Annotated in this window: 15 protein-coding genes and 1 pseudogene; 10 read left to right on the top strand and 6 right to left on the bottom strand. The window is 73.3% G+C overall.

The genetic code is table 11. The annotated features are described in order from the left end of the window. Positions 1 to 76: 76 nt before the first annotated feature. From PV341_RS14335 to PV341_RS14315, 5 genes and pseudogenes are all read left to right on the top strand, one after another. Positions 77 to 1384, top strand: a complete 1308-nt coding sequence (locus tag PV341_RS14335; protein ID WP_500357953.1) for an amidohydrolase family protein — start codon at positions 77 to 79, stop codon at positions 1382 to 1384. Positions 1385 to 1563: 179 nt separating this feature from the next. Further along, positions 1564 to 1962, top strand: a pseudogene (locus PV341_RS14330) (membrane dipeptidase); the annotation flags it as partial. Between the two features lie 104 nt (positions 1963 to 2066). Beyond that, complete coding sequence (locus PV341_RS14325; protein WP_500357951.1) at positions 2067 to 2444, top strand: membrane dipeptidase; 378 nt, start codon at positions 2067 to 2069, stop codon at positions 2442 to 2444. A 44-nt stretch (positions 2445 to 2488) separates the two neighbouring features. Beyond that, positions 2489 to 3232, top strand: coding sequence for a hypothetical protein (locus PV341_RS14320; protein WP_500357949.1), 744 nt, complete (start codon positions 2489 to 2491; stop codon positions 3230 to 3232). Positions 3233 to 3394: 162 nt separating this feature from the next. Next, positions 3395 to 4105 carry a hemerythrin domain-containing protein gene (locus PV341_RS14315; RefSeq protein WP_500357948.1) on the top strand — a complete coding sequence of 237 codons (711 nt, stop codon included), beginning with the start codon at positions 3395 to 3397 and terminating at the stop codon, positions 4103 to 4105. A 27-nt stretch (positions 4106 to 4132) separates the two neighbouring features. Here PV341_RS14315 and PV341_RS14310 read toward each other — a convergent pair whose 3' ends face one another. Then, on the bottom strand, positions 4133 to 4588 hold the full coding sequence (locus tag PV341_RS14310; protein WP_500328841.1) for a GNAT family N-acetyltransferase: 456 nt from the start codon (positions 4586 to 4588) through the stop codon (positions 4133 to 4135). 46 nt (positions 4589 to 4634) lie between these two features. Here PV341_RS14310 and PV341_RS14305 point away from each other — a divergent pair, with 46 nt between their 5' ends. After that, entirely contained in the window at positions 4635 to 5495 is an 861-nt protein-coding gene (locus tag PV341_RS14305; RefSeq protein ID WP_500328840.1) for a phosphotransferase, read from the top strand. Positions 5496 to 5519: 24 nt separating this feature from the next. On the opposite strand, the gene PV341_RS14300 is transcribed toward PV341_RS14305, so the two are convergent. From PV341_RS14300 to PV341_RS14290, 3 genes are all read right to left on the bottom strand, one after another. Beyond that, positions 5520 to 6314, bottom strand: coding sequence for an SDR family NAD(P)-dependent oxidoreductase (locus tag PV341_RS14300; RefSeq protein ID WP_500357946.1), 795 nt, complete (start codon positions 6312 to 6314; stop codon positions 5520 to 5522). A gap of 101 nt (positions 6315 to 6415) precedes the next feature. Next, positions 6416 to 6994: a hypothetical protein gene (locus PV341_RS14295; protein ID WP_500328838.1), complete on the bottom strand. Its 579-nt coding sequence runs from the start codon at positions 6992 to 6994 to the stop codon at positions 6416 to 6418. 75 nt (positions 6995 to 7069) lie between these two features. After that, complete coding sequence (locus PV341_RS14290) at positions 7070 to 7735, bottom strand: maltokinase N-terminal cap-like domain-containing protein (RefSeq protein ID WP_500328837.1); 666 nt, start codon at positions 7733 to 7735, stop codon at positions 7070 to 7072. A 126-nt stretch (positions 7736 to 7861) separates the two neighbouring features. On the opposite strand from PV341_RS14290, the gene PV341_RS14285 reads away from it, so the two are divergent. The 3 genes from PV341_RS14285 to PV341_RS14275 all read left to right on the top strand — a co-directional run bounded on the left by PV341_RS14285 (position 7862) and on the right by PV341_RS14275 (position 9144). Further along, complete coding sequence (locus tag PV341_RS14285) at positions 7862 to 8146, top strand: ribbon-helix-helix domain-containing protein (protein ID WP_499509169.1); 285 nt, start codon at positions 7862 to 7864, stop codon at positions 8144 to 8146. Beyond that, positions 8143 to 8532, top strand: a complete 390-nt coding sequence (locus PV341_RS14280) for a hypothetical protein (RefSeq protein WP_500328836.1) — start codon at positions 8143 to 8145, stop codon at positions 8530 to 8532. Before PV341_RS14285 ends, PV341_RS14280 begins: the two co-directional genes overlap by 4 nt. A 141-nt stretch (positions 8533 to 8673) precedes the next feature. Further along, a complete protein-coding gene (locus PV341_RS14275; protein WP_500328835.1) occupies positions 8674 to 9144 on the top strand; it encodes an SPW repeat protein in 471 nt (156 codons plus the stop codon). Between the two features lie 100 nt (positions 9145 to 9244). Here PV341_RS14275 and PV341_RS14270 read toward each other — a convergent pair whose 3' ends face one another. Further along, positions 9245 to 10468, bottom strand: a complete 1224-nt coding sequence (locus PV341_RS14270; RefSeq protein WP_500328834.1) for a cytochrome P450 family protein — start codon at positions 10466 to 10468, stop codon at positions 9245 to 9247. Positions 10469 to 10582: 114 nt separating this feature from the next. Between PV341_RS14270 and PV341_RS14265 the strand changes: the two genes are divergently transcribed. Further along, positions 10583 to 11824 (top strand): FAD-dependent oxidoreductase, encoded by a 1242-nt coding sequence (locus tag PV341_RS14265; RefSeq protein ID WP_500328833.1) that lies wholly within the window; start codon positions 10583 to 10585, stop codon positions 11822 to 11824. Positions 11825 to 11897: 73 nt separating this feature from the next. On the opposite strand, the gene PV341_RS14260 is transcribed toward PV341_RS14265, so the two are convergent. Beyond that, positions 11898 to 12782, bottom strand: a complete 885-nt coding sequence (locus PV341_RS14260) for an alpha/beta fold hydrolase (protein ID WP_500328832.1) — start codon at positions 12780 to 12782, stop codon at positions 11898 to 11900. Positions 12783 to 12987 lie beyond the last annotated feature (205 nt).

The following is a 12987-nucleotide window of genomic DNA, read 5'->3' as shown; positions in this document are numbered from 1 at the left end:
CGGCGGCTGCAGTACAGTACCGAGCGTTTCCCCAGACGATACAGATGTTACGCAGGTTGCAACAGTCGAGGTGAGCATGGCCGACCAGTCCCGGGGCGCCCCCACCCCCTACGCGGCGCCCGCCGCGGGCACGACCGCGGTCTACCGCGGCGCGACCCTCTTCGACGGCACCGGCCGGCCGCCCCGGCCCGCGACCATCGTCACCGACGGGCAGAAGGTCACCGCGGTCGCGCCCGACGCCGACCTCGCCTCCCGGCTCCCCGAGGGCGCCCGGGTTTTCGACCTCGACGGACGCTTCGTCATCCCCGGGCTGATCGACACCCACCAGCACCTCGCCACCCCGCCCGACCGTCCCGCGGCCGAGGCGGCGTTGCGCCGTCACGTCCACAGCGGCATCACCGCCGTCCGGGACATGGCCGACGACCTGCGGCAGATCGGCGACCTCGCCCGTGCCACCCTCGTCGGCGAGATCCCCGGCCCCGACATCCGCTACGCCGCCCTGATGGCGGGCCCCGGGTTCTTCGACGACCCGCGCACCCACCAGGTCTCCCAGGGCGCCGTGCCCGGCGAGGTGCCCTGGATGCAGGCCGTCACCGCCGCCACCGACCTGCCCCTCGCGGTCGCCATGGCCCGCGGTACGTACGCCGCGGCCATCAAGGTCTACGCGGACCTCGACGCGGACCTGGTCGCCGCCGTCACCGCCGAGGCCCACCGCCAGGGCATCCCCGTCTGGGCGCACGCCACCGTGTTCCCGGCGACGCCCGGCCAGGTCGTCGCCGCCGGTGTCGACACGGTCTCCCACGTCACCCTGCTCGCCTTCGAGGGCGCCCCCGACGGGCTCACCAGCTACAAGAGCAAACCCCCCGTCGACCACGCCCGGTTCACCGCCGGGGACGACCCGCACCTGGACCGGCTCTTCGCCCTCATGCGCCGGCGCGGCACCGTCCTGGACGCCACCGCCTGCATGTGGGAGAGCGACGACCTGGCCGGCGGGGGACCCGAGGACGCCGCCCGGGCCCGCGCGAACACCGCGCTCGCCGCCGCCGTCACCGCCCAGGCCCACCGGGCGGGCGTGGCCATCTCCACCGGCACCGACCACGAGACCGCCCCCGGGGCCGCCTTCCCGGCCCTCCACGACGAACTGGCCTTCCTCGTCGAACGCTGCGGCATCCCCATCGCGGACGTCCTGCGCTCGGCCACGCTCATCGGCGCCCGTGCCGCCGGCACCGAGGACTCCATGGGCAGCGTCGAACCCGGAAAGCTGGCCAACTTCGTCGTCCTGGACGAGGATCCGCTGCGCGACATCGCCAACCTGCGCAGCGTCACCCTGACCGTCAAGCGCGGACACCGCTTCGACCGCGCCGAGTCCGAGGAGCGCCGGTGAACCCCACCCCCGTGATCGTCAACGCGCTGGGTCAGCTCGACAACCCCAACGCCCCCGCGTCCGCCGAAGCCGCGGCCCACCTCAACCCCTCCAGCGACCAGCTCACCATCGACGCCCGCGCCCTCGCCGACGCCCACGCCTCCGGCCTCACCGCCGTCAACATCACCCTCGGCTACACGATGGGTGACCTGCCCCCGTACGAGCACACCCTGCGCGAGATCGACGTCTGGGACGCCATCATCGGCGACCACCCGGCCGACCTCACCAAGGTCCGCACCGTCGCCGACGTCCACCGCGACCACGCCGACGGCAGGATCGGCGTCATCTACGGCTTCCAGAACGCCGTGGCCGTCGGCGAGGACCCCGGACGCGTCGCCACCTTCGCCGAGGCGGGCGTCCGCGTCATCCAGCTGACGTACAACCAGGCCAACCACATCGGCGACGGATCGATGGCCCCCGCCAACCGAGGGCTGACCCCCTTCGGCCACGAGGTCGTCGAGGCGCTCAACGACCAGCAGGTGATGGTCGACCTCTCCCACAGCGGCGAACGCACCTGCCTGGAGGCCGCCAAGACCTCCCGGCAGCCCGTCTCCGTCAACCACACCGGCTGCCGGGCCCTCACCGACCTGCCCCGCAACAAGACGACGAGGAACTCCGCCTCGTCGCCTCCCGCGGCGGCTTCGTGGGCATCTACTTCATGCCCTTCCTCAACCCGTCCGGCCACGCCCGCGCCGCCGACGTCGTGGAGCACATCGACCACGCGGTCAACGTCTGCGGCGAGGACCACGTCGGCATCGGCACCGACGGCACCATCACCCCCGTCGACGACCTCGACGCCTACCGCACCGCCCTCGCCGAACACGTCGGCCGGCGCCGCGAGGCGGGCGTCGGCGCCGCGGGCGAACGCGCCGACACCTACCCGTTCGTCGTCGACCTCCGTGGCGTCGACCAGTTCCGGGAACTCGTCCGCCTCCTGGAACGCCGCGGGTACCGTTCCGAGCGCATCGAGAAGATCCTCGGCCGCAACTTCCTCGACTACGCGTCCCGCGTCTGGGCGTAACCGGCCAGGCCCGGGCACACCTTTCTCACCCCCGGAGCGAGTGAGTGACCTCTCGGCAGCCCCTCACCTACGAAGCGTTCGTCGACATCGCGACCGCCGACCCGGCTGTCGTCGGACTCGTCCTCAAAGGCTCACGGGCCCACGAGGGCATGACCACCGAACACTCCGACCACGACCTGTACGTCGTCGTCGCTGACGGAGCGACGACGGCTCTCACGCGCTTCGCAGGACACCGCACACCGGAGCTGGACCTCGTCATCGTCTCCCTCGAGGAGTTCCGCGCGGCCGGAATGCCGGGGTTCGAGCGGTACGCCCTCGCGCGCGCCCGGACCGTGCTCGACCGGCTCGGGGGCGGGATCGCCCGGATCGTGGCCGCCAAGGCGCGGCTCGACGCCGTCGAGGCGTCCCGGGACGCGGGCCGGTGGCTCGACGCCTACGCCAACTCCCTCTACCGCTCGCTCAAGAACGACCGCGACGGACACGTGCTCGCGGCGCGGCTCGACGCCGCCGACAGCATCGGGTTCCTGCTGGAACTGCTCTTCGCCCTCGACCGGCGCCCCCGCCCGTACAACAAGTACCTGGAGTGGGAACTCGCCAGGTTCCCCCTGCCTGGCTGGGACGCCCGCATGCTGCTCGACGCCGCGGACACCATTGCGGCGACCGGGGACGTGTCCGCGCAGCGGGAGCTCTTCGCCCGCGTCGAGACGGCGGCCCGCCGGGCCGGGCACGGCGCCGTGCTGGACGCGTGGGGCGCGGACCTGGCACTGATGCGACCGCAGGAGGCCTGACCACGGCGGCGCACGGAGCAGGGCCGGGACGGTCGTGGCCGGGTTGACATGCGCGGCAGGCCGGTTATGTACTTGACGAAGCAAGTATCTGGCTTCCGGGTGATGCGGGCCTTCGCCGTGCCCGGGGCCGCCGTGCAACGTGTCTCCGACCGGGAAGAGCAGATGAGCACCGACAACGCCGTGCCGATGGCCAACGTCCAGGAGATGCACGTCGTGCACACGATGTTCCGGCGGGAGTTCGGGCTGACGCCCGCGCTGGTGCGGGGCGTCGCCGACGGCGACCTGGCGCGGGCCGGCGTCGTGGCCGAGCACGTCGACATCATGCTCTCCGCGCTCATCGGGCACCACGAAGGCGAGGACATCGGGCTGTGGCCCCGGCTCCTGGAGCGTGTCAGCGACGAGCTCGCCCCGCTGGTACACGTGATGGAGGAGCAGCACGAGCAGCTGCACGCCGTCTGCGACGAACTGGCCGGGGCGGTCCGGAGCTGGCGCGTCAACGGTTCCTCCACGCAGGGGACGATGGTCGCCAGGATCGCCGACCGGCTGAACCGCATCGCGTTCGAGCACATGCGGCTGGAGGAGGAGACGATCCTGCCGCTGGCCGAGCGGCACATCACGGCCGCGGAGTGGGCCGAACTCGGGGGCCACGGCGCGTCCGTGACGCCGCGCAACCACCTGGACCTGCAGTTCGGGATGACCCTCTACGAGGGCGACCCCGTCGTCATGAAGGGGCTCCTGAAGGGCGCCCCGCTGCGCGTCCGTGTGCTCATGCCGATGCGGTCCCGCAGGCGGTACCGCGCCTACGCCAAGAAGCTGCACGGAACGGCCAGGCCGCCCCGCGCCGGCCGGCGCGACGAGCGCCCGCGCGGCTGACCGGATCGTTCCGGCGACCCCCAGGGGTCAACCGCCGCACACGGCGGCGGGCTCGCGGACCATGAACACGTCGACCGGATCCTCGGTGTCGACGGTGAACCCGTGCCGCTCGTACAGCCGCCGGGCCGCACTGCCCCGCAGCACGTTCAGCCTGACCGGGACGCCGTCCCGGTCGCACCGCTCCAGCAGCTCCCGCAGTACGGCCGTGCCGATGCCGCCGCCCTGCAGGCGCGGATCCACGTAGAAGTGCTCCAGCCAGTGGGCGTCCCCGGCAGGCCGCAGGGCGACGCAGCCGGCGAGACCGCCGCCCACGTCGATGACCCAGGTGTGCTCCGGCGCGAAGGCGTCCCGCAGGCGCTGCCGCACGCGGTGCTCGTCGTACCGCCCGAGCCGCTCCAGGTCGGCCCGCATCGCCACGGCGCGCAGCTCCGCCACCGCCTCGACGTCCGTGGCCGCAGCCGGCCGTATGTTCCAGTCCGCCATGATCGAAAGGCTATCGCGTCACGTGCCGGGGCCCTACGCTGCGGTGATGGTCGATCACGTGCCCGAGGAACTGCTGAGCGTGGCCGCGGCCCTGCTGCCAGGACGCGACCTGCGCGGCGCGACCCTCGCGGTCGGTGGCTCGCACCATGTGGTGCTGCTTCCGGGCGTAGCGGTCGTGCGCGTCGCCAGGAACCCCACCGCGGTCGCGGCGCTGTCGCGGCGCATGGAGCTGCTGCGCCGCCTGGGCGCCCTGGACCTGCCCTTCGCCGTGCCGCGCCCGCTGTCCGACGTGGTCCGGGTGGCGGGGCACACCGCTGTCGCGCTGTCCTGGCTGGGAGGAACGCCCGCACCCCGGGGCGGGGGTGGCGGACCGGAACACCTCGCAGGGCTGCTGCGGGCGCTGAAGGGCGTGGACTGCCGCGACCTCCAGGGCCTGCTGGGCGCCGCGCACGAATACGCGGGCGGTGACCGGTGGGCCGAGATGATGGAGCGCGACGTCGTCCCCCGGCTGCCGCGCACGTGGCGGGCCGAGGCGCGCCGCCGCGTGGGCGCCGCCCTGGACCTTCCCCCGGTCGAACCGTCCCTGGTCCACGGCGACCTGGCCGGCGGCAACCTGCACTGGAGCGACGACGGCCGCGTGGTCGGCGTGCTGGACTGGGACCTCGCCCAGCCGTTCGACCCGGCCGTCGACGCCGCCTGCCTGGCCTGGCACGGCTGGGACAAGGTGGCGGCGGCGGTCGACCGGCCGACCCTGCACCGCGCGTGGACGTGGTATCTCACCTTCGGCCTGGAGCAGGTGGCCTTCGCCCTGCTCAACGGGGAACCGGAGGACGTCGTCGAGCGACACAGCTCGGTCACGGCCGCCTGGCTGGAGCGCACGGCACGGATGACGCGACCCGGCGACTGACGCGACCCGGCGCCTGACGCCACCTCAGGGGACGATGGCGTCCACGCATCCCCCGTCGACACGCACGGCGCCGCCGGTGGTGGCCGACGCGAGGTCGGAGCTGAGGTACACCACCATGTTGGCGATCTCCGCCGGCTCGATGAGGCGTTGCAGCAGTGACTGCGGGCGGTGCTCGCGCATGAAGACGCGCTGCGCCTCCTCCCAGGGCAACTCGCTGCCGACGAGCCTTTGGACGAACTCCTCCACGCCCGCGGTACGGGTCGGACCGACCAGGACCGAGTTCACCGTGACGCCCGAACCCGCGGCCTTCTTCGCGAAGCCGCGCCCGAGGGCGAGCATCGCCGTCTTCGTCATCCCGTACTGGATCATCTCGACGGGGATGGCCACGCCGGACTCGCTGGAGATGTACTGGATGCGGCCCCAGTCCCGCTCCAGCATCCGCGGCATGTACATCCGGGTCAGGCGGACGGCGGACAGGACGTTGACCTCGAAGTACCGGCGCCACTCGGCGTCGTCGATCTCGAGGGCGTCCCTGGCGCCGTAGACGCCGAGGTTGTTGATGAGGATGTCGACGTCCGGCACGGCCTCGCGGGCCCGTTCGGCGCCCTCGTCGGTGGCCACGTCGGCGCCGACGGCGACGAACTCGCCGTCCGGCACCTCGTCCCGCAGCTCCTTGAGGGCCTGGTCCACGCGGTCCGGGTCGCGGCCGTTGACGCCCACGCGGGCTCCGGCCCGTGCGAGCCCGGCCGCGATGGCCGCTCCGATGCCCTGCGTCGATGCCGTCACCAAGGCGGTCCGTCCGGTGAGGTCGATGCGCATGTCCGCTCCCTGGGGCGACCCGTTCGACGATCACGGCGGCACGACCGTGCTCTCCCCAGTCTCCGCCAGGCGGCCTCCCCCCGCTCGGTGAGCAGGGGCCGTCACCCGGTCCTGACGGCACGCCGCTCGGCGAGGAAGCGGTGGACGGCCCACGCCGCGCCTGCCGCCGCGGCCGTCCAGACCAGGGCCTCGGCCACGGCGATCGCCGGGGTCACCGTCATATGCGGCCGGGGCGGCAGTACGACCATCTGGACGGCGGCACCGACCGGCACCGTCAACGCGGCCAGGAGGCCGGTCAGGCCGGGCCGCCGGACGGCCGCGCCGGCGATGCCCAGCATCGGACCGAAGAACACCGCGACCACCGCCCAGAGGAGGACGTCGCTGCCCGCGTCCACGAGGAGGCGGTCGGTCAGGTAGTACGTCGCCGTGGCGGCGATCAGCGCCAGCGGTCCGGCCAGCATGCCGCGGGCGTTGGTCCCGGCGAGCAGGCCCGCGGCCACCGCGAGCGCGGCCCAGGACCAGCCCGCGTCCAGCAGCAGGCTCAGCACCTTGGCCGCGCCGCCCCAGAGGGTGCCGGTGACCGGGGCCCCGAGTTCGGTGTACGGCGACGACAGCGCGTTGACGAGCGAGGTGACCGTCCCGAAGACGGCTCCCACCGCCACACCCCCCATGATCTTCATGGCGGGAGATTACCGAAAGCGCCCTGCGCGCACGGCAGTTCGGCGATCGTCGCCGTGGCTCAGTCGCCCCGCCGCTCAGCCGGCGGCGGCCTTCCGGAGGGCGGCGAAGACCGCTCGGGCCTCGGTGCCGTCCGGCTGCTGCCAGCGGGCGTCGACGTGACCGAGCGCGCCGCCCGCGGTGCCGTCGACAGCGCCGGGGCGCAGCGCCCGCGTCACGCGGAGGACCAGGCGCCCGGCCGGGCCCGCGTCGAGGGTGACGTCGGTCGTGGCCTCCGGGCCGTCGGTCACGGATCCAGCGCCGGACACGGCGGCGTCCACCGGGCCGGCGTAGTGGCGGGCGACGGTCGGGTCGGGCGTGTCGCTGAGGCTCTGGGCCTGCGCCTCGGCCTCACCTCGTACCAGGGCGGTCAACTGGGCCACCACAACCGGGTCGTGCGCGCCGTCGTAGATCCAGCGCTTGCCCAGTACCCCGTGCTCCGTGGTGCCGATGAGCGCGTCCTCGGCGCCGGCCAGCGGCGCGCCGCGGTAGGCCATGGGCACGTGGTACGCGGCGCCGTCCTGGTCGGTGACCACCATGAACTCCACCCCGACCTCGCCCAGGGGGTCGTCCAGGCGGAAACCGCCTGCCTTCACGAGCTCCGGCGCCCGTCCCGTGCCCGCGTACCAGGGCTGCCGGGGGAGCCACTGCGTGAGCAGCTCCAGCTTGGTCGGCGTCAGCGTCGTGTGGTGGATGAGCGACATGGCCGGTACAGCCTTCCCCTGAGTCCGTAACTGCGGGGGACATCGTCCCATCCGGGTCCGACACGCGGTCGTCCGGTCGGGTGACGATCGTCCCCCCGTGCGGCCATACATCGGTATGGTGACCGTATGGCGAAGCAGAAGGTCACCATCACCCTCGACGAGGACACTGTCGCCGCGGTCGACAAGCTGGCCGGTGGCCCCGGCGGCAACCGGTCCGCGTTCATCGAGGCGGCCGTCACCGAACGGCTCCAGCGCACCGAACGCGCCCTGCGCGCCGTCGACTGGCTCGCCGCACGGGCCCGCCAGGACCACCCCGGCGAGTGGGAGGCCGCCCTCGAGGCCGTCGCCTCCGCCGACGCGCGGCGCGGCTTCGAGACCGCTCCGCCCGCGGACCCGGGTCAGGCGGCGTGAGCGGCGGGTACATCCTCGACCACACCGCCGTCCGGGCTCTCGCCCTGGGGCGGCCGTACATGGTCGCCCGGGTCATCCGCTCGGCCCAGACCGCGGTGCCGCTGTACGTCCCGGCGGTGCCCTTCGCGCAGGGCCTGACCGAGTCGGTCCTCGGTGAGGTGTACGAACGCCTCCAGGACGCCCTGGCGGCGCCCTGCTTCGTCTTCCGGGCGCTCGGCGAGGCCACCTGCTGGTCCGTCGCGCAGATCGCCCACGAGCGCGCGACGGACATCGCCACCGCGCACGCCGCGCACCTGGCGCTGTCCACCGGTCTTCCGGTGCTCACCCAGCAGCCGGACGCCTACAAGCGCGTGGACGCCCGGATCGACACCGAGCAGATCGTCTGACCGCCCCGTCGCACGCTCCTGGACCCCGTGACCAGGGCGTTCCGGGCCGCTCGTACCGTCCCGCGCGAATCTCCACGTCTCGACCGCCGCATCATGGGTAAGTGTGGGGTGAAACGTCCGAAATGAGTGGGGATGGTTTAGATGGCCTCTACGCGACCGAGTATCGAGCAGCACCCCGACCTGCTGGCGCTGCGCGCGGAGTACGAACGGACGACCGCCACCAACCGGGGCCAGGCGATCGAGGCCATGGGCCTGGTGACCGGCACCTACCTGGCGGCGTCCCCCTGGATCGTGGGCTTCAACGGCCTGTCGACGATTGCCGTCGGCAACCTGATAGCCGGCATCGCGTACGCCATGCTCATGGGCGGCGTGGGCAGGGCGTTCGAGCGCACGCACTCCATGGCGTGGGCCGCCGCCATCATCGGCCTGTGGACGATCATCTCGCCGTGGTGCATCGCGGGGAACGTCGACACGACGCGCACGATCGTCAACAACGTGGTGGTCGGCGTCATCGCTCTGGCACTCGCGCTGGCGGCGTCCTCGATGCGGCCGGGCACGGGCCGGGGGAAGTCCTCGGACATGAGGGGCCCCACCGGAGGCTCACGCATCTGACCGGCTCCCGCCGAATCCGCCCGCCGGGCGAGCCCCCTGTACGGCTCGCCCGGCGGTACGCGTGCGGACACGGCCGGCGCCCGGTCCGGGCGCCCCGGCCTCAGCTGTCGGTGGAACCGAAGGTGACGGGCAACCGCGAGGGGCCGCGCAGCACCCGCGGCCGCCAGCGCAGCTCCCCGGGCGGAACGGCCAGCGCGAGTCCGGGCAGCCGGCGCAGGGCGGTGCCGATGGCGATCCTGCCCTCCAGCCGGGCCAGCGGCGCCCCCAGGCAGTAGTGGATGCCGTGCCCGAAGGCGAGGTGGGCGTTGTCCCCCCGGGTGATGTCCAGGCGGTCCGGGTCGCCGAACCGCGCCGGGTCGCGGTCGGCGATGGCGGAGGCGACCACCACCGTCGCGCCCCGCGGGATCGCCACCCCCGCGATGGTCAGGTCCTCGCGGGCGAAGCGCGCGATGCCGGGGTTGACCGGCCCGTCGTACCGCAGGAACTCCTCGATCGCGCCGGGCAGCAGCCCAGGGTCCTCGCGCAGCATGCGCAGCTGGTCCGGGTGGGTGAGCAGCGCCGCGATGCCGTTGCCGATGAGGTTGACGGTGGTGATGTACCCGGCGACCAGGAGCAGGAAGGCCATCGCGATCAGTTCGTGCCGGTCCAGCCGCTGCTCGTCGTCGTGGGTGGCGATCAGCGCGCTCAGCAGGTCGTCCCCGGGGTGCGCCCGCTTGGCGTCCAGCAGGGCCGTGAGGTAGCCGTGCATCTGCTTCCAGGCCGCCTCGATCTTGGCCGGGTCCGGCGGCTGGGGGCCCTGGAGGACCATGTCGTCGGTCCACCGCTGGAAGTCGTAGCGGTCGGAGACGGGCACGCCGAGCAGTTCGCTGATGACCGTGACCGGCAGCGGCAGCGCGAAGTCCTCGACCAGGTCGGCGCGCCCGGCCGGGACGATCGCGTCGAGGAGCTCGTCGGTGACGGCCTGGACCCGCGGCTCCAGCTCGGCCACCCGGCGGGCGGTGAACGCCTTGGAGACCAGCCGGCGCAGCCGGGTGTGGTCGGGCGGGTCGGCGCGCAGCATCGTGCGGATCATCGACTCGCGCTCGGTGGTGGGCAGCCGCGCCATGAGCCGCGGGTCCGCGGCGTCGCGGACGTCGCTGCTCAGCCGTGGATCGGTCAGGGCCGCCAGGCCGTCCTCGTACCGGGTGACCAGCCAGGCCTCCAGCTCGCCCTGGATGACCGCGCGGCGCACCGGGCCCTCCTGGCGTAGCTCCTGGTAGAGGGGGAAGGGATCGGCGACGAAGGCCGGATCGGTGAAGGGCAGGGTGACCGGCTGCTGGCTCATCAGGCCTCCGGGAGTGCGTGGCACCTCATGACGGCATCAATGTGCACCGTTCAAGGATAATATGTCCCGTTATATCGGGGCCGGGATGCGGATGACGGCGGAGGGTGGGCTGCGATGGAACGGACCACCTGCTGCGTGGTGGGCGGCGGCCCGGCGGGCATGGTGCTCGCCCTGCTGCTGGCCAGGGCGGGGGTGGAGGTCACCGTCCTGGAGAAGCACGGCGACTTCCTGCGCGACTTCCGCGGCGACACCGTGCACCCCTCGACCCTCGCCCTGCTGGACGAACTCGGCCTCGCCGAGCGCTTCGCCGCCCTGCCGCAACGCCGCGTCACCACCGTCCAGTTGCCGATCGGGCCCGGGCGGTCCCTGGTCACCGTCTCGGACGTCTCCACCCTGCGGGGCCCGTACAACTACGTGGCGATGGTGCCGCAGTGGGACCTGCTCGCGCTCCTGGCGGACGAGGCCCGCCGCGAGCCGACGTTCACCCTGCGCATGGGCACCGAGGCGACCTCCTTCCTGGAGGAGCGCGGCCGGATCACCGGCGTGCGCTACCGCACCGCGGAGGGCGGTGGCGGCGAACTGCGGGCCACCCTGACCGTGGCCTGCGACGGCCGCGGGTCACTGGCACGGTCGCGGCCGGAACTGGGCCTGCGGGAATTCGGCTGTCCGATGGACGCGTGGTGGTTCCGGGTGCCGCGGCACCCGGGCGACCCGCAGGGGCTGGTGGCCGGAGTCGGCGACCGCTTCCTCACCGCGATGATCGACCGGGGGGAGTACTGGCAGTGCGCCGCGCTGATCCCCAAGGGCAGCGACGCCGACCGCCGGGCCGCGGGCCTGGACCGCTTCCTCGCCGCGTACTCGGCCGCGGTGCCGTGGCTGGGCGACCGCGTGCGCGCGGTGCGCTCCTGGGGCGAGGTGAAGCTCCTCGACGTGCGTTGCGACCGGCTGGAGCGCTGGCACCGCCCGGGGCTGCTGTGCATCGGCGACGCCGCCCACGCGATGTCGCCGGTCTTCGGGATCGGCATCAACCTCGCCGTCGAGGACGCCGTCGCCACCGCGCGCCACCTCGTGGAGCCGCTGCGCCGCGGCAGCGTCGGATTGCGGGACGTACGCGCCGTCCAGTTCCGCCGGTGGCCGACCACGGCCGCCACGCAGGCCCTGCAGCGCCTGGCCCACCGCCGCTTCGTCGCCCCGGTGCTGGCCGGACGCTCCCCGCTCGGCGACGCGGATCGCGCGGGGCGGCTCGCCGGCCTGCTCAACTCCACACCCTGGCTCAAGCGGGTGCCCGCGTACTTCATCGGCTACGGCGCCCTGCGCGAGCGTCCGCCGGCGGCGTCGGTGCGGCGGCTGCGGTAGGTGGCGGTGTCCGGGCCGGCTCCGGCAGGCCGGGCCGGACACCGCCATGCACGACCGGACCGGGTGTCCGGGCTCAGGCGGCGGTGGCCCTGGCGGCGTTGCGGGCGATCGCGTCGACGACCGCCGGCCACACCTGCTCCGGCAAGTCGTGACCCATGCCCGGGATCAGCAGCAGTTCGCTGCCGGGGACCGCGGCCGCCGTCGCCCGGCCGCCGCTGTGGTCGATCAGGGGGTCCTGCTCGCCGTGCACGACCACCGTCGGTACCGCCACCGACCGCAGGCCCGGCGTGCGGTCCGGGGAGGCGAGGATCGCCGCGTACTGGCGCACGTAGCCCTCCGGGCGGTACGCCCGGTCGTAGGCGGCGGTCACGCGCTCGCGCAGCTCCTGCGGAGCCGGCGGGTAGGCGGGGGAGCCGATCACGGCCGACCTGCGGACCCCGTCGTCGATGACGGCCTCGCGCGTCAAGGGGACGCCGTTCGAGCCGGGCATCGCCGCGATGGCCTCCGCCGAGGCGCGGCCGACCGACCGGTCGCCGGTGGTGGACATGATCGAGCACAGCGACAGCACCCGGCCGGGGTGGTCGATCGTCAGCTGCTGGGCGATCATGCCCCCCATCGAGGCGCCGACGACGTGCGCGGCCGGGATGTCCAGCGCGTCCAGCAGCCCCACGGCGTCGTCCGCCATGTCGGCCAGCAGATAGGGGACGCTGGAGGGGTCGCCCGACAGCACGGCGCCGATGTCCGGGACAGGGTGCTCGTCGAGACCGGTCGACAGGCCGGCGTCGCGGTTGTCATAGCGCACCACGAAGAAACCGCGGTCCGCGAGCGCGGAGCAGAACTCCGGACGCCACAGCGTCATTTGCGCACCGAGGCCCATGACGAGCAGCAGCGCCGGATCGCCGGCGCTGCCGAAGGTGTCGTACTCGAGCTCTATACCGTTGGACTTCGCGCGCGGCATGCGGGGCTCCTTGGGGGCTCGCGGGGGATCGGCTCATACCGTCCAGTCGGTACGATAGCTGCGCCGCCCGCGCTCGGCACCCCCACCGGCGCGGCGCCCGCACCCCGCGAGAGGCGTCCGCGTGGTGAAGTGAGGGGCCGTTACATTACACTTATGTAATGTAACGCCCGCAATCGATGGCATGTGGCCGTGTCCGGGCACAGAG

The organism is Streptomyces sp. PA03-1a, assembly GCF_033792805.1.
GTDB lineage: Bacteria > Actinomycetota > Actinomycetes > Streptomycetales > Streptomycetaceae > Actinacidiphila.
This window is presented reverse-complemented; position numbering and strand designations above follow the sequence as displayed.

Coding starts and splice junctions, on each gene's coding strand:
- PV341_RS14300 (WP_500357946.1), bottom strand. CDS start 6,314: ATGCGCATCGACCTCACCGGACGGACCGCCTTGGTGACGGCATCGACG.
- PV341_RS14270 (WP_500328834.1), bottom strand. CDS start 10,468: ATGAGCCAGCAGCCGGTCACCCTGCCCTTCACCGATCCGGCCTTCGTC.
- PV341_RS14275 (WP_500328835.1), top strand. CDS start 8,674: ATGGCCTCTACGCGACCGAGTATCGAGCAGCACCCCGACCTGCTGGCG.
- PV341_RS14260 (WP_500328832.1), bottom strand. CDS start 12,782: ATGCCGCGCGCGAAGTCCAACGGTATAGAGCTCGAGTACGACACCTTC.
- PV341_RS14335 (WP_500357953.1), top strand. CDS start 77: ATGGCCGACCAGTCCCGGGGCGCCCCCACCCCCTACGCGGCGCCCGCC.
- PV341_RS14310 (WP_500328841.1), bottom strand. CDS start 4,588: ATGGCGGACTGGAACATACGGCCGGCTGCGGCCACGGACGTCGAGGCG.
- PV341_RS14285 (WP_499509169.1), top strand. CDS start 7,862: ATGGCGAAGCAGAAGGTCACCATCACCCTCGACGAGGACACTGTCGCC.
- PV341_RS14290 (WP_500328837.1), bottom strand. CDS start 7,735: ATGTCGCTCATCCACCACACGACGCTGACGCCGACCAAGCTGGAGCTG.
- PV341_RS14305 (WP_500328840.1), top strand. CDS start 4,635: ATGGTCGATCACGTGCCCGAGGAACTGCTGAGCGTGGCCGCGGCCCTG.
- PV341_RS14265 (WP_500328833.1), top strand. CDS start 10,583: ATGGAACGGACCACCTGCTGCGTGGTGGGCGGCGGCCCGGCGGGCATG.
- PV341_RS14295 (WP_500328838.1), bottom strand. CDS start 6,994: ATGAAGATCATGGGGGGTGTGGCGGTGGGAGCCGTCTTCGGGACGGTC.
- PV341_RS14315 (WP_500357948.1), top strand. CDS start 3,395: ATGAGCACCGACAACGCCGTGCCGATGGCCAACGTCCAGGAGATGCAC.